Raw genomic sequence first — 22,457 nt, forward strand, 5'->3', positions numbered from 1 at the left:
TTAGCAACTATGAGCCTTGTGATGAATAACCCTGAGTTTAAAGCCGTCCATTCCCATAATGTGAAGGTAAAGAAGATAAAGAAAATGAAATCAATCATGAAACTGATAGGTAAACTAGCAAGGATTTTTGTAGGAATAGCACGACGAAACGAGTCTTATTGTCCAAAAAAAGTCCAAGTATCAATCCCTTTAGCAGCATAGAAATAAAACATTAGTTATATAAAAAGTATCATTTTATAATAGTCAACTTTAATTTTGAATGTTGTCTTATTCGTAGGATTTCAAATATGTACGGAGTACCAGGTTTCTTGAACAAAAGGGCACTGTGACCCATCAGGTTAGCATAACTGGCCTTCCACCCCTTGGATAGGCATGACGAAGGAATGAGAGGGCGATTGACCCGTTGAGACATGGGAGGGAAAGCCTCCAGGGGCGGCGTGGAGATGTACATTATATGGTAAAATATGGAGTGATAACTGACTCCTTTATTTAACTATGCCTTCACGAAGCCTAACTGATCTGAACTCATTTCATTTACCCATAAGTCTAATTAAAAGGGTTATGAAATCCTGCGAATAAGTGAGCATTCGAGAGATATTCGCATCAAACTGAGGGAGTTCAAGAGGAAAATTATCGAGAAATATAGAAACTAGTATTTACTACTTATGTGGGAGGATCTGTATGAAAAAGAAGATTTACATTGTCAGACATTGTGAAGCACAGGGGCAACCTTCGGAATCTCAATTAACAGAAAAAGGTTCGAAACAAGCGAAATATTTAGTTGATTTCTTCAGTAATGCAAAAATTGACCGAATAATATCGAGTCCCTTTTTGCGTGCTATTCAATCAGTAGAACCATTAAGTGAGAAAACAAATATTAAAATAGAGATTGATGAACGCCTCTCAGAACGAACACTAAGCACAACGGACTTACCTGATTGGTATGAAAAACTAAAAGCAACATTTAATGATATGGAATTAAAATATGAAGGAGGAGAGTCAAGCCAAGAAGCGATGAATCGAATCGTAGATGTTGTAGAAGAAGTCTTTAAAAGTGGGACTGAAAACACAGTAATCGTCAGTCACGGAAATATAATATCCTTACTTTTAAAGAATTATAATCGTGACTTTGATTTTGAGAGTTGGGAAAACCTTAGTAATCCTGACGTTTTTCAAATAAACTGTATTAATAATGAAGTGATCTTGGAACGTATATGGGATGAAGATAAAATGAATGGGTGTAGCGTGATCCTCTAGTAAGTATCGCGCAAATAAGATACTTGAAGGGAAAGTCTTATGCAAATTATTAGTGTTAGAGAACATCCAGAGTATAAAGAAAAAGCAATAAAGTATTTTCAGTGCAAATGGGCAAACGAAAACAGTATGAAAGTATATGAGGACTGTATTACACACAGCATAACAACGGATAGTCCATTTCCTATTTGGTATTTAATGGAGGATTCTGGTGAAGTTATTGGCTGCGCAGGTCTTATTAGCAATGATTTTATTAGTCGTATGGATTTATGGCCTTGGATATGTGCCCTTTATATTGAAAATAGTTATCGTGGTAGGTCTTTAGGCAAAGAGCTACTTAAACGTGCTAAAGCTGATGCTGAAAAACCAGGATTCAATAAAGTTTTCCTTTGTACTGACCACATTGGATACTATGAAAAATACGGATTTACTTATATAGGTGACGGATACCATCCTTGGGGAAGTAGTTCAAGAATTTATGAGAGCAATAACTAAAATAATCATGTTTCAGGTTAGCGATTATTCAATAATCGCTTTTCTTAATGAACTAACGGGGCAGATTAGTTCCATAAAGAAATGGATTATTTTACACTTATGAATAATTACTCTTTATTGTTATTATTTTCTTAAAGGTTCAAATAATTTTAATTTAATATCGTTAATTCACCATTAAGGAATGTGATTTACTGTGAGAGCAATAAATACAATTACTTCGTTACAAAGTTATTAATTTTTTTCTCTATTAATACATATATTTGTTTTTATGCAAAAGACAAAACAGAAGGCATAGTTACTGCCTGTATAGGTATCTTTCTAGTGATTTTAGTGGAAACTATTGGATTTATTCTAGATAAAAAGCAAAGGTAATAGGGTGGGATTTTTAGTGCAACGTGAAAAGTGTCCTTGTTGTGGCTTTCCAACATTGGAAGAGCGTGGGATTTATGATATATGTGAACTTTGTAATTGGGAAGATGATGGACAAGACGATCCATATGCAAATCAAGTTTGGGGTGGTCCAAATGGGGATTCCTCTCTTACAGAAGCAAGAAGAAATTTTAAAGAAAATCTCATTATGTATAGAGATAGAAGAAATATATTTACTCAAACTGATAAAGAAATTGAAGCAAAAAAGTCTTTAATAAGTGCGTTCGTTGAATTAGGCAAGTGTGAACCAGATTCGTTAGAATATAAGGCACTTTGGAACAAAATAAAGTCTTACGAGAAGGTTTTATTAGAAGTCTCTAAATGAACTAACGGTGCGTTAGCAGAAGACCGGAGCTGTCTTTAAGGCAGCTTTTTCTTTGTGCAACTATCGGGGAAGGTTAGTTCATTACAGTATATAATACGAGTAGACTTTGATTTAGATGGAGGAGATAAAATAATGCGTTCATTTTTGAGAAAAGAATTTTGGGAAGACAGAAATAAACCTATTCTGTTTATACAGTGGGCATTGATAATCTTAGCAGTAATATTATATTTCCAATCTTATGACAGTATAGAGTATTTTTACTCTGGAATTTTAAGATTAATTGCAGGAATAATCACCCTTCTAACAGGAATTGAAAACTATATTGTTTTAAAAAAAGAATATATATTTTGGTTCATCCTAACGATAATGTTTTGTGGAATGGGTATAGACAAATTAATGAACTAACGATGCGTTATTTTTTATATTAGGGGCTGATCATCAGCTCTTTTTTTTATGGAACTATCTGGGCAGGTTAGTTCCATAAGAAATGATATTTATATGTTAATAATACAAACAAGATATTGAAAAGATTAAAAATAAAAGAAGAAAATTTACTATAGGGGTCTACACATTGCCATCAATTTAAAGTTTTGTAGTACCCTAGAACGAAATTTTGGACTCGGGCTTATGGTAGGACTCCTATTAGAAGTTGTATTTTAGTAAGAATTAATTAAAATTGTAAATGAAAGGGATTTTATTGTGGATTTAAGGCAATGGTAGGTTGGTAAAGATAAAACCTCCATTAAAATAATAAATTTCATTCTAAAATCTTTTGACCAAAGGAGGAACTTAAATGTATCGAAAAATTATGATTTTTCTTTCCCTGTATTTTATAAGTGCTTTTATTCTTTATTTTGTAATTGAGAAAACATCTTTTTTATTACCAGCAATCTTCCTTGGAGCATTAGCAGCACTAATCTTTTTAATAGGTTATCTTGCTTATTATTATTACACAAAAAAACAACAAAACAATTAATAAGAAAATAGTACATCATCCATCTAAATCTCACTTTATTTTACATAAAAGTAAGATTTTTTAGTTCTTTGATTTATACTATAATAGTATGTTAAAAACTAGGAGGCTATTTATGTTTAAAAAAGTATGTATGTCAATGATGACCCTTGTTATGGTAGGTGGTGTTTCTGCTTCTTTTGCTAATGCTGAGACCCCTGAACCACAAAATGACAAGATCGATGAAGCTAGAGAGTATATCCTAAAAAAGTAAGGAGGAAACTATAAATTTTCTTGAAGATTTACAAAAAGTAAATCCTACTTTAGAAAATGTAGAAAAGACAATTGATAATGTGTGCTACCCATAAAGGGTACGACAGTCGGTGGTACACCGTGGTCGTCGGAGTCAGACTAACGGATGGGCTCAAAGGCACCATAGTTCATCGACCTTCCTCTCCCAGCCGTAGAATTAGTATTGACGGTTCTGAACCATTTTTATTCTCTGTGGTGAAGCGCTGATTTTTGCGCTTCATGGATGGCTAACGGGTGCGTTAGCAGAAGATCTGGACTATTGGTAATTATATATGCTTATGATGCTGTTTAAGGAGTGAGATAAAATAATAAATTTATTAAGCTTTTCAAAAGTGAAGATATTAAAACTATCTGTTCATGCATTGTTAATAGGTGTTTTATTAACTTTAGTTAGTTTAATTGTCAATGATGTTATTTCAATTATTTTGAATGAAAGAATTACCTTGAATTTAATTTTTATTCATTTAATTATGGTTTTTTGGGTTTTGTGGGCAATACAAAATACAAAATATCAGAAATGATGAACTTGAGTTTAGTTAAATAAAGCATTTGTTATTCAGCTAACGGGTGCCTTACTTTCTCCAAGCTGTTGCACTCTCAAATACTGTTTCGGCATCTAGCGCTTCTCGGCCCATATTAGCAACTTCTTTTACTCTCTCGTAAAAAGCTTCATATTCTTGTTCCTGATAGTCTATCGAAAACATCATGTTCAGGAACCCCATGATCTGGCATTTTCGGCTTCGCTTGATAATTAGCAACAATTTCTCCAAGGTGAGCATAATTCCTTCAGCAACGGAATCTATTGCTTCAGGAAAACTTTGACCAATCAGATGTTCTAATGGGGAACTTTTCGGCTGTTTTCCTTCAGGATCGTCAATTCGGCGCCACCATTTTAGTGCCTTTACAAGATTGACATAATGTTTATTAAATTGTACTTTGGAATGTGGACGTTGCTTGGTTCGTAATGTAAACATTCACAGGGTATAGACAGGGGGATAATTATGAATGTTATTCAAACCTGGGATCATGAAGTAATTGCAAAATTAAATCGAAATGTTCACAATTTGCATGCAAAACTATATCCTAAGTATTTTAAGGAATATAATTATAATGCAATGAAAGAAACCTTCAAAAGTTTGGTTAAAAATAACAGTTTTGTTTTTCTAGTTATAAAAGATCATGAAGTACCAATCGGTTACGCATGGATTGAAATTAAAAACTATCCTGAAAGTGCTTTTAAAAATGAGTATAAATCAGTATATGTGCATCAGCTTAGTATCGTTGAAAGTCAGGCCAATAAAGGCTACGGTAAAAAACTAATGAATGAGGTCTATGAAATTGCTAAAAAGAATGATATAGATTTAATTGAACTGGATTATTGGTTTGAAAACATAGCAGCAAAAGAGTTTTATAAGAAACAAAATTTTAAAAAGTATAGGGAGTTTGCATTTAGACAGTTGTAAATCCTTTGTAAGACAATTCAAGAGGTTGAAGGAATTAATAAAAAAACCCCGATTCGGGGGTTTTTTAATTAATATCTTAACATTCTCCTCGAATAACTGGGGGGTTGAGGAACTCCACAAACAAAGCTTTGGGAATAACACTCTTTCACGATACTTCGGGTATGCGGTATATATGTGTTGAAGTGTTTATTCACGGTAGTTGTATGTGTCGGGTGAAAAACTGGAATCACAGTGTTAATGACATTGGTTTTAACATATTGCTTGGTCGGGGAGGTTTGAGATGGATTATATTGAGTAGGCATTCTGTGAGGTGGGCAATATTGTGGTGGACATTGACCGCCTTTCGGATGCCCCCAGGGCTTATTATACATTTAAACACCTCCTGGATTTTTTTTGAAAGTCATTATTAGTTTATGATAATAAATGATAAAGGGACTGGTATAAATGCCTTTATCAAATATATTGATTAAACACTAATTTGAACGAATTTGGGCAATCGCTTGACGAACAAATGACTTGTGTCTTTTCCGCCATTTATTTTCCTTGCTCTTTTCCAAGCCCCATTCAGGAAATGTAGATAACCGTAAGGCGGCAAATAATTGCCAGTAGGGTAAGTTTGTAAAATTCACCTCCGGCATCATGAATTTATATTGATTGGTGAAGTCATTCATCGCTTGCATCCCAAAATGATATAAAATTTCGAGTTGACTATTGGCAAGGTCAGCCAAAGGGTCCCCTAAGCCTGAGTCTTCCCAATCAATTATGGAAACTAGTTTATCCTCTTTCCATAATATATTTCCTGGCCAATAATCGCCATGAAGGATCACTTCCTTATTCATGGAACGTAATGGCATGAAAGATTTTAGCAAATCTCTAATCAAGCTAAGATTTAATGTTTCGTCCAGGATTACCCTATCTTTATCATTTAACATCTCGATATATGTATTCCCTAATTTAGGCAGGAATGATAAAGCTAGTTTCGCACAATCAACACGGTGTATTTTTGCTAGATTGATTACCAATTGTAAGATATGATCATTAAGATTTGAGGGCGTGAATTCTGACTTACCCTCAATAAACTCGATAAGTAAGCATGGCTTGGAAAAAATCTCGCAGGATTGCTCGAAGTAATATGGCATTGGTACAGGCAAGCCGGCAGCTTTCAATATCATTAAGAGCTTGTGTTCATTTGCTGCAATATTTGGATTCCGTTTCAAGTCTTTATCACCATGCTGACGAACGATCATTTTTACGATCCGCCCTGACGATTGTAATATTTCCAGTCCTGTCACCTGTGCAGAAATTCCGCCTATTAATTCCCATGCACGAATTAGCTTGTTTCCTTGATCCAACTTTTTAACTAATTGTTCAAATTTTCCATATATATTTATCATACGATCTTTCTCCTTTTAAAATCCCGTACAATGTTTAGGGTTTAAAGTTCACATTATCCATAGGATAAGTGTACAGTTTTTCTATAGCTTTCGAAAAAAATTCAAAGAATCCATTCAGCATTTTTTATAAATGAAACCCCTAGCTTGTTACACACGTAAAGTAATCTAAACAAAGTGAGGTGTGCTGACATTGAAAATAGAAAAATATAAAGTGGAAACTCTAAAAGGGACGCTACAATATAATATTAGTGGAAACGGCAAACCAAATATAGTTTTGATTAACGGTGGTTCTGGCCCGATAGAGGGTTGGATGAAAATACTGCCGGCAATTTCGGAGTCATCATCAGTATTTTCCTATAATCGTTTTGGTGTTGCTGGCAGTGATAAACCTAAGGAAAGCCAAGACGGGTTTAATATTGTTAACACTTTACGTGAAGTTTTAACAAGCGTGGGATTTGAACCTCCATTCTTATTGGTTGGACATTCGCTAGGCGGCCTATATGCTAATTTATATGCTCGCCTATACCCAAATGAAGTGGCGGGAATTGTTTTTTTAGAACCCAGTACCACGAAAGATAGCAGCCTTAATGAATATCAAGGCAAGGCAGTAAAAACCATTAATAAGCTGTTCAAGCTGTTTGATTCCTTGTCTTCACATCAACAATTCAATGAAGTTAATTTTGTGGAAAAAACTGTTGATCAAATCCATCAAACTGATACATTTCCCGAAATACCTGTATATGTCATTACTGGGGGACAAGAAAATCGAATGATGCCTGAGGAAGTTCGAAAAAAACGACTTGAGAATCAATTGGAATTACTTTCATTGACAAGAAACAGCAAACACATTGTCGCTGAAAAAAGTGGACATTTTCCGCAATTATCGGAACCGAATATAGTGATTGACTCAATCAAAGAATGTGCAGAAGCACCAAATAAAACATACCTAAACCGATAAATTCAAAGCTTTTTGTAAAAGTATTTTTGTTAAAGTTGACTTTTTTTAAATCTCTCTATCTCCTTCCATCCCTTTGTTTTAAAGATGGCTTATTCTCCCAAAAAACTCCTGATGTGAAAGTGAAAAAAAAGAAGAAGTCTTTTTCAAGAAATTCTCGCCCATTGTGCAACTGTCATCATATAATGCCATAACACCTTTAAGGGTGTATTTTTTTTTGGAACTGCAGCCAAGAAGTAGAATTCTATATTATTTTGAAATTTCTTTAATCCGATAGTTATGTGTACAAGCATTTGTTAATACGTAACATAAGATTAATAGAGGTGATAGAAATGGTAAAAGTATTTATTGATCCCGGCCATGGCGGTACGGATCCAGGCTCGGTGGGGAATGGATTGAGAGAAAAGGATTTAACTTTATCCATTGCAACTCGAATCAAAGACATCTTATTAATAGAATATAATAACGTTTCTGTGAAAATGAGCAGGACCCAAGATACCTACCCCTCCTTAAACGATCGTACGAATGCAGCGAACGTGTGGGGAGCTGACTTTTATCTCTCCATCCACATTAATGCCGGCGGCGGAACCGGGTACGAGGATTACATTTATACGTCCACAAACCAGATAACGAAAACGTATCAAGATCATATTCATTCAGAGGTCATGAAGCTTATCAACATCCAGGACAGGGGACAAAAAACAGGAGATTTACATGTACTCCGTGAAACGGACATGCCTGCACTCCTGACTGAAAATGGATTTATCGATAATGTCAATGACGCAGCCAAATTGAAAACGTCATCCTTTATCGAATCACTGGCTCGCGGACATGTAAACGGTTTAGTTAAATGCTTCAATCTTACAAAAAAAAGTACAGCTGTATACCACACTGTCGTTAGTGGGGATACAGTATATTCCTTAAGCATTACTTATGGCAGTACGGTTCAGCAAATTAAAGATTGGAACGGTCTTGACAGTCAGTACACCATAACAGTAAACCAGAAATTGCGGGTGAAATGAATAATTAATAATTGACTGGTTAAATTATTTATAACTTCCAGAAGCAAACCACGCAGTAGGCCCTTCTCAAAAAGAGAGGGGCTTTTTTGGTTCAGGAATATGCATGTAATGAAATAACCATATACATTCTGCCATCCTGATTCGGTCCATTACTTCGATAATAGCGGTAGAAGTGTAAGGGGCAAATAATTTACACAGTTGGCAAAAGAGGACTTGTGCAAATGGGAGTCACTTTCTGTGAGTATATATAATCGCAGTTTTCAGGAAACAAGCCTCTGACGGGATTCGAACCCGCACTCCTTTCGTAAGCATAGGTTAGGGGGGAACACGCTTCCCTACGGATTTTCACCGGCAGGAATTTCACCTGCCTCAGCGTAATTGCTTTTCGGTGCTTCTGAAACCCTTACCTTGCGACCCGGTGGCTACAATGTTTTCCGGCGCTCTTCCCTTCTAGAGCTACAGAGGCAAATACTTATCATCAATTATAAGATTCTTATATGAGGTTGTGAACCGAATATTAAAAATTATGATAATTTTATTGCCCAATATAAACAATTTTATTCTTTTGCATGAAAGGAAAATATACTGATAGTTTCCAAATACATTCACTCAATGAAATAAGTAATCTGGGGATAACGGATATGATATATTTTAAATCACCGATAGATAATTGAAGGTGATCAATAGCGATTCCGGTTAGTTACGAAAATGATCGTTTTTCCTGAATTCATCAGTAGATGGTCAAAGAAAACTGATTCTGTAGGAATTGTATAAGTTGGTGATAAAGTTTTCATCGTTTGCGGGAAGTTGTTCGTATAGGCATAATGCCCTGGGGGTATTACGGTATCTTGGTTTCCAAATGGATAATTTTGCAATGAATTATTCCACTCACTATAATGTAAGGTATGCCTTTTTTTACGGGCTGACACACATTTAAATGGATTCTTTGTAAAGACAAATAAAAAAACAATACTAAAAAGCACAAACCATGATGGCTTGTACCTAACATGCAACAGCAATTTAGTTGATGAACTGAAGGAATTGAATCTATGTATGGTTGCCCATTATTCTTTTATTTTCCTTTCCGTAAAGAAACCCTCGAGTTAGATATTAATCGTATATTTTAATGGCTTGAACCACTTTTCCTAAAATACGGACTCTATCATTTTTGATGTTATAGGTTTTTTCTTCATAAAAAGGATCCGTGCTGCAGGGAGTGAGTGTGATGTTTTCTTCATTGATCTTCACTTTTTTGACTGTAGCATCGTGACCATTTACCAAGACCACACCAATTTTTCCGTTTTCGACGTAGGTTGTTTTTTCAACGAGAATCAATGATCCGTCTCTGAATTCTTTATTCATGCTATTGCCATTCACTCTAAGGAAAAAATATTCCTTATCCGATTTAAGCATCGAATTTAATGTCGGCATATAGGCTTCTATATATTCGTTGGTGAAATTAGGCTCTCCAGCAGTGATATTTCCGTAGACACCAATTAATCTTACGTTCTTTTCGTTTAGGAATTCCATTCCAGGATTATTTCTAACGATAGGGGCTCCTTCAATGAGGTGGGATAGCGGTATTTCAAAACAAGTGGACATCATGCTTAATTTATCCATTAAAGGTTTATTCCGTCCGGATTCCCAAGCTGATACTGCCGTAGGAGCCACTTTTAATATATTTGCCAAATCTTCTTGTGTCATTTTTCTTTCTTTTCTTAACATTTTGATCCGTTCACCGATGTGCATATTTCTTCACCTCTTACTTGAATATACACTATGAGTGAAAGCGAGTAAACTTAAAGTGCGTGAATTTTGCGAAAAAATGTTGGTAACTATACTTCAAGTGTGATATTATTTTTTTTAGATAGGGGGTGACAAGATATGACAAGCGTTAAGTTTACACTTAAACAAGCCAGGAAGTATAAAGGATTAACTCAAGATGAAATGGCTAAAGTGCTGAAGATGGCCAAGAGGACTTACATTGACTATGAGCAATATAAGATTCCTTTGAGAATCGATAAGGCTTATTTATTTGCTGAATGTGTAGGATTCTCGATCGACGATATCATTTTTTTTGACCCTCAACTACACTTCAAATGTAGTTAAAAGTTCAATTGTACCAGCGTTTCTTCAACATAGTGGCGATTTGAATCCATGCACCCTAACTTCAATAAGACAAGATTCAAGTTATGATGGAAAGAAAGTGAACAAAGTGGAAAGGGAAATTAATTCTTTTGAAGTTGCATAGGATATGCTGCCATTAGCACATTTGTGAAATACGTGTTTGTAGTAAAAGGAGTAAAAATCCAAACTTCTTGGGAGTTCTTTAAAAAAGGGCCTGCAAATACTACTGAGGTCCCAATGAATGACAGCCAATTGCTGTGAAAGAAATTTATTTACTTACTTAATGTATAGGACGGACTTCAAAACACCATGAATAGGAGCAATTGGACAATGGCAAATTCAAAGGAAAAAGTTAATCTGGAAGAACAAGCCCTTATCCTTTGCAGGATAAGGGCTTGTTCTTTTTTTCTTGAATTGTGCATTCCGATTTCCTCCCTAAGTACGTCTTCCTTAAATGAAAAGATCTCATACATAAATGAATTGAAGGCAAATCTTCATACTTTATCTCCATTTTCAATGAAATTTCTTCTAGTTTTTTTCTCCCATCTTTATGAGGATAGCAGGTAATGGTATGCAAAAGTACAATTATATACTAATGAAGGGATGGGAAGGAGGGCATTGATAATTGGATGGGTTCGAAAAATATTCCACATGATATTGGAGGAGATAACAATTGAAAAGGAATGTAATCAATTATATCGTTTTTCTTGTCCTCATTCTAACCATATTAATTATGGCTAAGCCAGACATTTCCTCAGCAGGAAAATTGAAGCCGCCCTCCGAAACTTTCAGTCCAGGGGATTGGTTTCTTGGAAGTATTCCTTCCAATCTTGATACAAAGAAACCACCGATCGTGTTTGTTCAAGGGAAAAACGGCAGTTCAACCAGCTGGTACGGTGAAACGGAGTATCATGGTGTCAATGATATGTATACCAAAGCATATGAAGCAGGCTACCAAACGGTTTTTGTTCAGCTTCATGACTCAGCTGGAAATGGATCAGTGAGCCAATATGCTAATGGAAGGCTTTTAGCTCAAATGCTTTCAGAAATCAGTAACCATTTCGGGGGCGAAAAAGTAAATATTATAGCTCACAGCAAAGGGGGCCCAGACACCCAAGCGGCTCTAGTACACTATGGAGCACACCAATATGTTGGACGGGTGATTACTTTAGCTTCCCCTCATCATGGTTCTCATCTAGCTGATTTGGCTTATAGCTGGTATGCGGGCTGGCTTGGTTCCTTATTAGGTCAAAAAGATGAGGGAACTTATTCTTTACAGGTTGGTAAAATGGCCGAATTTCGTTCTGTCACGGATAACCATGTTAACTCTCGTAAAAACTTATATTTCACTGTAGCAGGTATGAACAGAGGCCCAGTTCTATCAGCCTTATCAATGGGTGGACAATATTTATCTTCATATGGGGAAAATGATGGACTAGTGAATGTATGGAGTACAAAAATACCCTATGCAACACATTTATTTACGGATCCCAACTTTGATCACGACAATATTCGAGTTGGCTCAGCTGTATTTTCAAGAATTGAACCCTATTTAAGAAGCACTTCAACCGCTGGGATTCCTGAATATAATGTCAATTATAAAGAACGGGTTGAAGATGATGTCATTACAACCGCACTTGCTCAAACCGTTCTGGGTGATGTCCTGAAACAAAATGTCTGGGTCGAACAAAGCTTCCATGTAAATGAAGCGGCCCCAGGTAATATAAGCATATATACAGCCTCAAATGATGTCGAGGTTGAGTTGATTTCTCCATCCAATAAAAAGTATTCACCGTCCTTAAAGGTCCATTCAGCCAAAAAGGAAACTTCCTTTTTTAATGGTGCAACCATCCAGTCATTCTATAGAAATAACCTTGAAATTGGTGACTGGAAAGTACGAATGAAGACTAAATCACCAAAAGACGCCTACTTGTTCACAGCACAATTTAACGAAAAGAATCCCATTACATTTAGTATGGCCGGTAAAGTTAAGCAAAAAGATGCAAAGTTTTTAATAAAGAATCCAATGAATGGTAAAAAAAGACCAATTAGCACAACATTTTTGGTTCATCTGATAGATGAAACCGGTAATGAAATTAGTGAAAAAAACTCAATTAAGGTAATGGATACTGAAAATTTTACTGGTACCCTTCCAGAAGTACCTAAGTCAGGTGTTTATAATGTAACAATAGATGTCAAGGAAAAAAATGTGGATGGTACTGAAAGGACCCGGACGCTGATTCGTTCGGTCTATATTGAGAAATAGCGAAATGCCTTCTCTTAATTGAGAAGGCATTTTTTTGGATGAAAAATGAGGGAGGTGCCAAATGTTAGGGTTAAATAGGGTGATGGTAATTACGCAAATGGAACAGCCTTATAGAAGTATTTATATAACTTTTGTTAGATGGATATATTTAAAAGTTGGTTCCCTGGAAATTATGCATAGCAATCAGAGATCTAACGAGCAAGGAAACAGCCATTAAGAAAATTGCTCCTTATCCCAGAAAAAATTTAACAGGGCATATTGTGAAAAAAAGGGGTTTTTGTTTTCAACTCTTGCAAATTTCTCAACAAGTGCAGATTCAACAGTGGAATGGCTGAGGCGATCTTAACTTTATTAAAGTGAACCAATGATTAAGAGTGAAGAATTTTAATGGGAGGGGGATTTTAACCCACTCTTTTTTTATTCGATGAGCTTTTTCAAAAGTACATATTACCAGAAAGGCGATGTATAACTCTCATCCGTTATAAAGGATGTTTAAATTTCCACGAAAACTTGATTCTATTAAAAAATTTTCAATATCTACTCTTCCATATGCATATTGAGAGAATAAGGTACATAAATTTAAACAAACAAAAAAAGCGCGGAAAGCGCTTTTAGTGTATTTGTCTATATAAGCCTATTACTTTTCCAAGAATCGAAACATCTCGTAAAATAATTGGTTCCATATTTGAGTTCTCAGGCTGAAGTCTTATGTAATCCGGTTCCTTAAAGAATCGTTTTACAGTGGCTTCATCATCTTCCGTCATCGCCACGACGATATCTCCATTATTGGCACTGCTTTGTTGTTTCACGATGACATAATCTCCATCATGAATTCCTGCTTCGATCATACTTTCACCCATGATTTCCAGCATGAATACATGGTCATCATGCGGAACCATGCTTTCGGGAAGCGGAAAGTATTCTTCAATGTTCTCAATGGCCGTTATCGGCATGCCCGCTGTTACTTTTCCAAGTAACGGCACGTTCACGACATTGGCTTTGGGAATATTGTTCGCTTCCTCCAAATTCATTATTTCAATGGCTCTTGGCTTAGTTGGGTCACGTCTAATAAGGCCTTTACTTTCCAGGCGGGATAAATGCCCGTGAACTGTTGAACTTGATGCAAGTCCCACTGCTTCGCCAATCTCCCGTACGGAAGGTGGATAACCTTTTTGGCGGACCTCTTCTTTAATGAAATCAAGAATATCTTGCTGCCGTTTTGATAGTTTTGTCATTTGTGCACCTCTTCCCCAATGTTCTTTGCTACATTATAGCATGGCGCCCAACTCTATACAAACATAAGTTCGAATTTTGTTGTTGACTGAAACAAACGTTCGTATTATAATTTGACCATAACATACGAACGAACATTCGCTTTGGAGGGATAATTATGAAAAAATTATACAAAAATTATATTTATACGATTCTATTAGCGGGATCAGTATTCATCTTTTCAATTTTATTCTCTTGTACACTGAACAATGATCAAAAAAAAGATTTCCTTTCTATAGAAGTAAGTGAAGGTGATACCCTATGGGGAATTGCCGAAGAATATGAAGAATCGAATTTGACAAAAAAAGAATTCATTGGTTGGATAGAAGAGCATAATGGAGTCAGGGCGGATTCGATAAAACCTGGTCAAGTCATTGTCATACCGGTTAAAGGGGAAGAACTTGTCCAGAATTTGGCCAGTGATCAGTAAGTAGTGAAGGTAGGGTATTATGAAGGCGGTAATCTATTGTAGGGTCAGCACCGAAAAAGAGTCACAGGAAACATCATTGGCAAGGCAGGAAGATGAATTGGTCAAATTGGCTGAAAAGATGGATGTGGAAGTTATCTCCATTATAAAAGAACAGGCAAGTGGTTATGAGTTGAATCGGGATGGCATTTTTGACATGCTCGAACTATTTAAAACCAAAGAAGCTGAAGTTCTATTAATCCAGGACGAAACAAGACTGGGAAGAGGGAATGCCAAAATAGCCCTATTCCATGTCATCCTTAAAGAAAATGTGAAAATTTATACGCTCTCACACGATGGGGAGCTGGAGTTATCGGATTCGGATGCCATGGTCATCCAGATAGTCGGCATTGTAGAAGAATATCAAAGGAAACTACATAATCTTAAAATAAAGCGCGGAATGATAAGAGCCGTAGAAAAAGGGTACCGTCCTCAAAAAAATCTTCAGAACAAAAGGAATTCCACTGGAAGGGACCGTATGGAGATTCCTATTGAAGAGATTATTAAACTTCGTGCCAATGGGTTGACATTCTCAGAAATCGCAGCCACATTAAGGGGCTTTGGATACAATGTATCTAAGGCTACTGTGAACAGGCGTTTTCTCGAACATCAAATGAATACAAAGGAAAGTAAATCATAGAACTTGTAATTTCGCTTTTTTTTTAATACCATGACAATATCCGCAGAATATGAAGGAGCGAGATTATGTTATCAAAAGAAAAAATAGCCCGTATAAATGAACTTTCTAAAAAGGCAAAGGCCGAAGGTTTGACGGAAGTTGAGGCGAAAGAGCAAACCCAATTGAGAAGTGAATATTTGGAAACATTCAGAAAGTCCATGTCCGATACTTTGGAGCATGTGAAAGTCGTGGATCCAGAGGGTAATGACGTCACTCCTCAAAAGATAAAAAATATAAAAGAAAAAAGAAATTTACATTAATGCTTGGATTCTTCTGATGGAACATTCATTAGAGGATTCTTTGGCATTTTGGAGTAAAAAGAGAGTGCATTCATGTATGTATTCTCCTATTTAGTTTAATCTAAATAGGAGACTTCTTATTCCTAGAAAATTGTAATATTGGGGTATTAAATAGTGATTTTAGTTGTGATATTATGCTTGTCACTATAATATAAAGAGGTACATTACAGGAAGGGATGTTTTACGATATGTTAGATAAATTAGATGCACTTTCTATCAATACGATTCGTACATTGTCGATTGATGCAATTGAAAAGGCTAATTCAGGCCATCCAGGTATGCCGATGGGTGCAGCGCCGATGGCGTATAAACTATGGACCGAATATATGAACCATAACCCGAAAAATCCTGATTGGTTTAATAGAGATCGCTTTGTTCTTTCAGCTGGTCATGGGTCTATGCTGTTATACAGCCTTCTTCATTTATCGGGATATGGCTTATCTATCGATGATTTGAAAAGCTTCCGCCAATGGGGCAGTAAAACTCCAGGACATCCTGAATACGGACATACGGCTGGTGTAGATGCAACTACTGGGCCGCTTGGACAAGGTATCGCAATGGCAGTCGGAATGGCAATGGCAGAACGTCATTTGGCAGAAAGCTATAACCGTGATTCTTATAATGTTGTCGATCATTATACATATAGCATTTGTGGAGATGGAGATTTAATGGAAGGTGTTTCTGCAGAAGCCGCTTCATTAGCTGGACATCTACAACTCGGAAGACTTGTTGTTTTATATGATTCTAATGATATTTCCCTTGACGGCGACTTAAGTCAATCATTTAGTGAAAGCGTAGCGGACCGGTTCAAATCTTATGGATGGCAATATATTCGCGTTGAGGATGGGAACGATCTTCAGGAAATTGCTAAAGCGATTGAAGAAGCGAAAACCGACGATGCACGCCCCACATTAATAGAAGTGAAAACGGTTATTGGTTACGGTTCACCAAATCGTTCAGGTAAATCTGCTGTTCACGGCGCTCCTCTTGGTGCAGATGAGCTGAAATTGACAAAAGAAGCATACAAATGGACATTCGAAGAGGACTTCCATGTACCTGAAGAAGTGTATTCACACTTCAATGAAGCTGTTGTTGATGCAGGAGCTCAAAAAGAAGAAGCGTGGAATGAATTGTTTAAAAATTACAAAGAAGCATATCCTGAGTTAGCACAGCAATTGGAACTTGCCATCAAAGGTGAACTGCCTGCTGAGTGGGATCAGGAAATTCCAGTCTATGAAGAAGGTAAGACATTAGCTTCCCGTGCTTCAAGTGGTGAAGTACTGAATGCGATCGCCAAAAAGGTCCCTAGCTTCATTGGGGGTTCTGCGGATTTAGCTGGATCTAATAATACTGCCATCAAAGGTGAGACAGATCTATTACCTGGTAATTACAGTGGCCGTAATATATGGTTCGGTGTACGTGAATTCGCTATGGGTGCGGCTTTAAATGGTATGGCACTTCATGGTGGATTAAAAGTCTATGGAGGAACATTCTTCGTATTCTCTGATTATCTACGTCCTGCCATAAGAATGGCAGCACTAATGGGACTGCCTGTTAATTATGTGTTCACTCATGACAGCATTGCTGTAGGGGAAGACGGACCGACTCATGAGCCAATCGAACAATTGGCATCATTGCGCGCAATGCCTAACCTAGGGGTAATCCGTCCAGCTGATGGCAATGAAACGGCAGCAGCCTGGAAAGTGGCTATGGAGTCTACAAATAAACCAACTGCTCTTGTACTGACTCGTCAAGGGTTGCCAACTATAAAAGGTACTTCCGAAACAGCGTATGAAGGTGTTTCAAAAGGTGCTTACATCATCTCTGCTTCAAAGAAAGAAGTAGCCGATGCATTACTTCTTGCAACTGGTTCCGAAGTGAACTTGGCTGTGGAAGCACAGAAAGCTTTAGCGAACGAAGGAATTGATGTTTCGGTAATCAGCATGCCATCATGGGATCGATTTGAAACTCAATCTAAAGAATATAAACAAAGCGTAATCAATCCCGCAGTGAAAAAACGTTTAGCTATCGAAGTGGCTTCACCGTTTGGCTGGGATCGTTATGCAGGTGATGAGGGTGAAATATTGGCCATCAATCATTTTGGAGCTTCTGCACCAGGCGGTAAAATCATGAAGGAATTCGGTTTCACTGTAGAAAATGTAGTTGCTCGTGTTAAGGAAATGCTTAAATAACGGTAATGCGGAACTGACACCAACTAGATTGGTGTCAGTTTTTTTATCAAAAACAATTCTATTTTATATTGAAAGTGCTCATATTCTAAAGCAAATCTTCCATTCGACAAAAAAAGAAGAAAATTTCTCCAGCAAACAACATATCTTTTTAGTTTGTCAATATATAATGAGAATAAATAAATTTCGTTTAAATGTGTCAGTTAAAGGGGAAAGACATCAATGGTGGAAAATAGTGGAGAGGGTCCTGGTGGTTAGATGTTTTCGTAACAAAATAGGAAAGCTAGGAGGCATTGGCTGATGAGAACCTATCAAATTTATTTAATCGAAGATGAATTTGCCCATCATTATTATGGAAGAGAAAAGCTATTTTTCAATTTGTTTTTGGAGTATATTCAAGCAAGGGGCAGACTAAAGAGTATTTTGCAAAAACAAATCGAATATGTCACCAAAAAAGTCCCGACTATCCAGTTGCAGTTAGCTATAGAACAACGTTTGCAAAAAAAGATGAATTATTGGACTCAAAATGGAAAATACTATTTAGAAAAAACAAACGGATCAAGTAAAGCCGTTTTAATCATTCAGAATGATTCCATTACCCTTAAGGCTGAAGGAGATTACGAGGCAGAGACGGCTTTTTTTGAAAGTATTCGAAAATATGAAGCGAGTTTTTTGGCCATTGATTTTGAACATGAAAAATACGGCTGGTTAAAACCGATAAAAGAAAGAAAATTTGTCTAAATGGGGGACTTTTCGGTAGCGGGTATTGTATAATAACCTTTGGTCTAGTACACTGATGTTAGACAACACGAAGGAGGAAATAGTATGTGGGTTTACATTCTAGTTGGCGTACTGGCATTGATTGCTGGAGTAGTGCTGGGATTTTTCATCGCTCGTAAATACATGATGGATTACTTAAAGAAAAATCCGCCAATTAACGAACAGATGTTGAAAATGATGATGATGCAAATGGGTATGAAACCATCCCAAAAGAAAATTAATCAAATGATGAGCGCCATGAATAAACAACAAACAAAATAAGATAGCATGAAACCTTGATATATCAATGTTCTTGGAAGATTGGATGCAAAATTTTATATAATATCGAAATGGTTGATCCATTTAGACTGAATCCTTCCACCGATTTTATATAAAATTTTGGTTTATCTTTCATTTTTGTTTCTTAAGCCACTTTTTCTGAATGAATGATTCAGTAAAGGTGGTTTTTGTTTTTGATTGTAAGGTAAGTCCTCATTCTATGTGAGGGTTTTTTTAATTGGAAAGTTAACACGAAAAAAATATACTTGTCCACACTTTCTACAAAAAAGATGCATATATAGTATTAAGGAGGGGGATAGAATGATAAATGATTTTGTAAAAAAATGCATTGAGGATACTTGTAAAGTGTGGCTTCCTATATGTGAACATAAATTTGAACACAAATGTAAATTTAAAGACAACAAATGGGAATCAAAAATCAAATGGAAATCTAAATGTAAAAAATAAAAAATCTTTTCTATTAATCTTTTTATTTTAGCACTAAACCAATTAACCTGAATTGGTCGAGTGCTTTATTGTATTTATAAAGGTTAAAATTCGTTTCAGTAAAATCTAAAGCTGAAGGAAGAAAGAATTGAATCGTTGTCATTGATTGTGAATTTAATGTATTTATTAACTTGGGCAATAATAAAAGCGAAAAGTGGGTATTTCACTGAATAATAAATCGATCAAACATAGCTGAGGAAGCTGTTGAGTTTTTTGATTTGACTTTATCAACTGTAAATATTAATATTACAGTAATCTCCTTAAGGAGGATAAGTAAAGTGAATAGTGATTTTACAATAGCTGTGCATAGTTTGGTCTATTTAGCTTATCTACCAGATCATATGGCAAGCAGTGAGTCTATCGCAGAAAACGTTTGTACAAACTCGGCTAGGATTCGGAAAATGATGAGCAGCTTAAGAAAAAAGGGATTTGTTAAGACTAAAGAAGGTGTGGGCGGAGGCTATATTCTAGACTGTAACCCTGAAGAGGTAAGTTTGGCGGATATATATATTGCGGTCTCACATGGAACCCTGAAACCAAAGTGGTGTACAGGTGATCCTGAGAAAAAATGTGTCATATCTTCAAATACCCAGGTAGTCATGGATCAAATATTTGATGAAGCTGAATTATATTTTGAAAAATATTTAGAAGATATAACTCTCAGCACATTTTTGGAAAAAATTAAACAATGTCCGTGATATTGATTTAGTTTTTTCTTTGCACAAAATGTATATTTTATTAATACAGTTAATAACTATAGTTTTAATATTAAATGAACATAAAAGGGGTGCTAAGGAAATGGTTGAAAACAATCTATTCAAAAATGGGGATTGGGTACAGGGAAAATCAAGAGATGGGGAACTTATCCATGGTTTCGTTGAAACCGTAAGTGATAATCGAGAAATCGTTAAAGTGAATGTGGTTGAAAGTGACAATGAAAAAGTGGTTGGAAAATCGATTTGGATTCCGAGTAAATGGACTGAAAAACTGCCGGATCTAGAAATCAGTAACGAAACTCATCTTTTGGCCTTAATTGATCTGGCGTTACTTTCTAAAGATGAAACATGGTTTATGGAGTTATCCGGTAAATTGGAATCCATCAAAATCCACCCGAAAATAAGTGCCAGGAAATCAGAGGTTCTTATCCCGGGAAATAGAATTGCAAAACTTTAAATAAATGGTGAGTAAAGATCATAAATATTTCGGATAATACAAGGAGGAAATGATCATGACAATAGAACATGTTACAGATGATAATTTTGCTAGTGAGATCAAGGAAGGTTTAGTATTGGTTGATTTTTGGGCCCCGTGGTGCGGTCCGTGTAAAATGATTGCCCCAGTTCTTAATGAAATCGATGAGGAAATGGGTGATCAGGTTAAGATCGTTAAACTTAATGTGGATGAAAATTCAGATACGACGAGCGAATATGGAGTGATGGGAATTCCCGCTCTTATTCTATTCAAAGATGGAGAAAAGGTAGATCAAGCTATTGGCTTCCAGCCAAAAGAAGCCATTTCGGCATTAATCGCAAAGTATGCATGATTATAATTATAATACGCGGATGATATTGTGAATGAAGGACTTATACTAACCAACGTGGGTAACAAAATGGAGGATTACTAAATGAAATCTCAATATACACCATTATTTGAATCGTTCAATTTAGGAAAGAAATTAGAATTGAAAAATCGATTGGTGATGGCACCTATGACAAATTTCTCTTCTAATCCTGACGGGACTGTAACCGACGCCGAAGTTTACTATTATGAACGTCGGTCAAGCGGGGTCGGTATGGTTATAACGGCATGTACTTACGTGACGGCTAATGGCAAAGGTTTTCATGGGGAATTTGGCGGAGATCAGGATGAATTGATACCTAGTCTAAGCCGTTTGGCATCAGCGATTAAAACGAAAGGGGCAAAGGCAATTCTTCAGATTTTTCATGGCGGCCGAGAGGTTCCACCGGAATTGGTAAATGGGGATGTTGTCAGTGCAAGCAACATCCCATCGGAAGGCGAAGGGAAAGCGGTTCCGCGTCCCCTATCTGAAAAGGAAATAGAATCAATCATTCTCGACTTTGGTGAAACCACCCGACGTGCCATTGAAGCGGGATTTGACGGTGTCGAGATTCACGGTGCAAATGGTTACTTGCTACAGCAATTTTTTTCGCCTCATTCGAACCGTCGTGAAGACAAGTGGGGCGGTTCCCTTGAAAAGCGCCTGACTTTTCCATTAGCTGTTGTGGATGAAGTGAAAAAGGCTGTTGCTGAACATGCCAAGAATCCGTTCATCGTAGGATATCGTTTTTCACCGGAAGAGCCGGAATCACCAGGAATAACCATGGATGATACACTTGCATTAATTGATGGACTTGTAACAAAGGATCTGGATTATCTTCATGTTTCATTAATGGATTTCTGGTCGAAAGTAAGACGGGGAACCGATGTTGACCGACCTCGGATAGAGATCATTAAAGAACGTATCGGAGATCAAGTTCCCTTAATTGGTGTTGGTTCAATCTATACAGCGGATGATGCGATCAAAGCACTGCAATCGGGGATTCCGTTAATCGCATTAGGCCGTGAAATCATAATTGATCCTGAATGGGTACAAAAAGTGGAACAAGGCAGGGAAGCTGAAATCGTGACAAAAATAAACAAAGAAAATCAGCAGCAACTTGATATTCCAGAACCATTATGGCAAGCGATCATCCACTCTCCAGGATGGTTTCCGGGGATTGAATAAATAGACGTTCATCTATTAGAGAAATAAAAAATGCATAATTTTCATATAACCCCGGTTAAGGAACACATATAAAAGTGTTCTTAACCGGTTTTTTTTATGTTTATGGAAGAGTCATTTATATGAGTGAGAATCTAATAAGTGGTTTTCAAATTGAATCCTTAAGAATGAATAACTGAGCATTCTATTTCTAAGCTGTTTCGGAAAATAAAAATGGGGAGAGATTTACGAATTTTCATTGACTGGCAATTAAGATCAACGGCAGATACT

26 protein-coding genes and 1 pseudogene are annotated in these 22,457 nt (G+C 36.4%); 22 read left to right on the forward strand and 5 right to left on the reverse strand.

Going from position 1 to position 22,457, the window contains the following annotated elements:
• From ACIQ0C_RS15785 to ACIQ0C_RS15815, 7 genes and pseudogenes are all read left to right on the forward strand, one after another.
• Positions 1-201, forward strand: a pseudogene (locus ACIQ0C_RS15785) (IS110 family RNA-guided transposase); the annotation flags it as partial.
• A 480-nt stretch (positions 202-681) separates the two neighbouring features.
• A complete protein-coding gene (locus tag ACIQ0C_RS15790) occupies positions 682-1,257 on the forward strand; it encodes a histidine phosphatase family protein (protein ID WP_403061568.1) in 576 nt (191 codons plus the stop codon).
• Positions 1,258-1,296: 39 nt separating this feature from the next.
• The gene (locus tag ACIQ0C_RS15795) at positions 1,297-1,749 is read left to right on the forward strand and encodes a GNAT family N-acetyltransferase (RefSeq protein ID WP_403061571.1); all 453 of its coding nucleotides are present in this window, start codon (positions 1,297-1,299) and stop codon (positions 1,747-1,749) included.
• Between the two features lie 388 nt (positions 1,750-2,137).
• Positions 2,138-2,503 carry a CPCC family cysteine-rich protein gene (locus tag ACIQ0C_RS15800; RefSeq protein ID WP_403061574.1) on the forward strand — a complete coding sequence of 122 codons (366 nt, stop codon included), beginning with the start codon at positions 2,138-2,140 and terminating at the stop codon, positions 2,501-2,503.
• 132 nt (positions 2,504-2,635) lie between these two features.
• Positions 2,636-2,908, forward strand: coding sequence for a hypothetical protein (locus tag ACIQ0C_RS15805; protein ID WP_403061577.1), 273 nt, complete (start codon positions 2,636-2,638; stop codon positions 2,906-2,908).
• A gap of 388 nt (positions 2,909-3,296) precedes the next feature.
• Positions 3,297-3,479, forward strand: a complete 183-nt coding sequence (locus ACIQ0C_RS15810; protein ID WP_100533861.1) for a hypothetical protein — start codon at positions 3,297-3,299, stop codon at positions 3,477-3,479.
• Positions 3,480-3,591: 112 nt separating this feature from the next.
• Positions 3,592-3,729, forward strand: coding sequence for a hypothetical protein (locus ACIQ0C_RS15815; RefSeq protein WP_403061579.1), 138 nt, complete (start codon positions 3,592-3,594; stop codon positions 3,727-3,729).
• Between the two features lie 610 nt (positions 3,730-4,339).
• On the opposite strand, the gene ACIQ0C_RS15820 is transcribed toward ACIQ0C_RS15815, so the two are convergent.
• A complete protein-coding gene (locus tag ACIQ0C_RS15820; RefSeq protein ID WP_403061582.1) occupies positions 4,340-4,741 on the reverse strand; it encodes a hypothetical protein in 402 nt (133 codons plus the stop codon).
• A 27-nt stretch (positions 4,742-4,768) separates the two neighbouring features.
• On the opposite strand from ACIQ0C_RS15820, the gene ACIQ0C_RS15825 reads away from it, so the two are divergent.
• On the forward strand, positions 4,769-5,230 hold the full coding sequence (locus tag ACIQ0C_RS15825) for a GNAT family N-acetyltransferase (RefSeq protein WP_403061585.1): 462 nt from the start codon (positions 4,769-4,771) through the stop codon (positions 5,228-5,230).
• Positions 5,231-5,298: 68 nt separating this feature from the next.
• Here ACIQ0C_RS15825 and ACIQ0C_RS15830 read toward each other — a convergent pair whose 3' ends face one another.
• Positions 5,299-5,601 (reverse strand): CotD family spore coat protein, encoded by a 303-nt coding sequence (locus tag ACIQ0C_RS15830; RefSeq protein ID WP_082196343.1) that lies wholly within the window; start codon positions 5,599-5,601, stop codon positions 5,299-5,301.
• Between the two features lie 102 nt (positions 5,602-5,703).
• Positions 5,704-6,624, reverse strand: coding sequence for an aminoglycoside phosphotransferase family protein (locus tag ACIQ0C_RS15835; protein WP_403061589.1), 921 nt, complete (start codon positions 6,622-6,624; stop codon positions 5,704-5,706).
• Positions 6,625-6,805: 181 nt separating this feature from the next.
• Between ACIQ0C_RS15835 and ACIQ0C_RS15840 the strand changes: the two genes are divergently transcribed.
• Together ACIQ0C_RS15840 and ACIQ0C_RS15845 are read left to right on the forward strand one after the other, a co-directional pair.
• A complete protein-coding gene (locus ACIQ0C_RS15840; RefSeq protein ID WP_403061592.1) occupies positions 6,806-7,582 on the forward strand; it encodes an alpha/beta fold hydrolase in 777 nt (258 codons plus the stop codon).
• 329 nt (positions 7,583-7,911) lie between these two features.
• Positions 7,912-8,601: an N-acetylmuramoyl-L-alanine amidase gene (locus ACIQ0C_RS15845; protein ID WP_403061595.1), complete on the forward strand. Its 690-nt coding sequence runs from the start codon at positions 7,912-7,914 to the stop codon at positions 8,599-8,601.
• Between the two features lie 1,110 nt (positions 8,602-9,711).
• Here ACIQ0C_RS15845 and ACIQ0C_RS15850 read toward each other — a convergent pair.
• Positions 9,712-10,350 carry a LexA family protein gene (locus tag ACIQ0C_RS15850; RefSeq protein WP_402840759.1) on the reverse strand — a complete coding sequence of 213 codons (639 nt, stop codon included), beginning with the start codon at positions 10,348-10,350 and terminating at the stop codon, positions 9,712-9,714.
• Positions 10,351-10,485: 135 nt separating this feature from the next.
• Between ACIQ0C_RS15850 and ACIQ0C_RS15855 the strand changes: the two genes are divergently transcribed.
• Positions 10,486-10,710, forward strand: a complete 225-nt coding sequence (locus tag ACIQ0C_RS15855) for a helix-turn-helix transcriptional regulator (RefSeq protein ID WP_402840762.1) — start codon at positions 10,486-10,488, stop codon at positions 10,708-10,710.
• Between the two features lie 751 nt (positions 10,711-11,461).
• The gene (locus tag ACIQ0C_RS15860) at positions 11,462-12,994 is read left to right on the forward strand and encodes an esterase/lipase family protein (RefSeq protein WP_403062075.1); all 1,533 of its coding nucleotides are present in this window, start codon (positions 11,462-11,464) and stop codon (positions 12,992-12,994) included.
• A 611-nt stretch (positions 12,995-13,605) separates the two neighbouring features.
• Here ACIQ0C_RS15860 and lexA read toward each other — a convergent pair.
• Positions 13,606-14,229, reverse strand: a complete 624-nt coding sequence (lexA, locus tag ACIQ0C_RS15865) for a transcriptional repressor LexA (protein WP_048685959.1) — start codon at positions 14,227-14,229, stop codon at positions 13,606-13,608.
• A 155-nt stretch (positions 14,230-14,384) separates the two neighbouring features.
• On the opposite strand from lexA, the gene yneA reads away from it, so the two are divergent.
• From yneA to ACIQ0C_RS15915, 10 genes are all read left to right on the forward strand, one after another.
• Entirely contained in the window at positions 14,385-14,696 is a 312-nt protein-coding gene (gene yneA / locus ACIQ0C_RS15870) for a cell division suppressor protein YneA (protein WP_402840766.1), read from the forward strand.
• Between the two features lie 19 nt (positions 14,697-14,715).
• The gene (locus ACIQ0C_RS15875; RefSeq protein WP_403061599.1) at positions 14,716-15,372 is read left to right on the forward strand and encodes a YneB family resolvase-like protein; all 657 of its coding nucleotides are present in this window, start codon (positions 14,716-14,718) and stop codon (positions 15,370-15,372) included.
• A 65-nt stretch (positions 15,373-15,437) separates the two neighbouring features.
• A complete protein-coding gene (locus tag ACIQ0C_RS15880; protein WP_063592970.1) occupies positions 15,438-15,671 on the forward strand; it encodes a DUF896 domain-containing protein in 234 nt (77 codons plus the stop codon).
• 227 nt (positions 15,672-15,898) lie between these two features.
• Entirely contained in the window at positions 15,899-17,902 is a 2,004-nt protein-coding gene (gene tkt, locus ACIQ0C_RS15885; protein WP_403061602.1) for a transketolase, read from the forward strand.
• Positions 17,903-18,199: 297 nt separating this feature from the next.
• Positions 18,200-18,640: a sporulation inhibitor of replication protein SirA gene (gene sirA, locus ACIQ0C_RS15890; protein ID WP_402840776.1), complete on the forward strand. Its 441-nt coding sequence runs from the start codon at positions 18,200-18,202 to the stop codon at positions 18,638-18,640.
• A gap of 84 nt (positions 18,641-18,724) precedes the next feature.
• Positions 18,725-18,940 (forward strand): YneF family protein, encoded by a 216-nt coding sequence (locus tag ACIQ0C_RS15895; RefSeq protein WP_034312934.1) that lies wholly within the window; start codon positions 18,725-18,727, stop codon positions 18,938-18,940.
• A gap of 782 nt (positions 18,941-19,722) precedes the next feature.
• Complete coding sequence (locus ACIQ0C_RS15900) at positions 19,723-20,142, forward strand: RrF2 family transcriptional regulator (protein ID WP_034312932.1); 420 nt, start codon at positions 19,723-19,725, stop codon at positions 20,140-20,142.
• Positions 20,143-20,242: 100 nt separating this feature from the next.
• Complete coding sequence (locus ACIQ0C_RS15905; protein ID WP_403061605.1) at positions 20,243-20,617, forward strand: IDEAL domain-containing protein; 375 nt, start codon at positions 20,243-20,245, stop codon at positions 20,615-20,617.
• A gap of 55 nt (positions 20,618-20,672) precedes the next feature.
• Positions 20,673-20,987 (forward strand): thioredoxin, encoded by a 315-nt coding sequence (trxA, locus tag ACIQ0C_RS15910; protein WP_403061608.1) that lies wholly within the window; start codon positions 20,673-20,675, stop codon positions 20,985-20,987.
• 81 nt (positions 20,988-21,068) lie between these two features.
• On the forward strand, positions 21,069-22,190 hold the full coding sequence (locus ACIQ0C_RS15915; protein WP_403061611.1) for an NADH-dependent flavin oxidoreductase: 1,122 nt from the start codon (positions 21,069-21,071) through the stop codon (positions 22,188-22,190).
• Positions 22,191-22,457 lie beyond the last annotated feature (267 nt).

The sequence above is a fragment of the Peribacillus sp. NPDC096448 genome (genome assembly GCF_044762675.1).
In the GTDB taxonomy this organism is placed as follows: Bacteria; Bacillota; Bacilli; order Bacillales; family DSM-1321; genus Peribacillus; species Peribacillus frigoritolerans_B.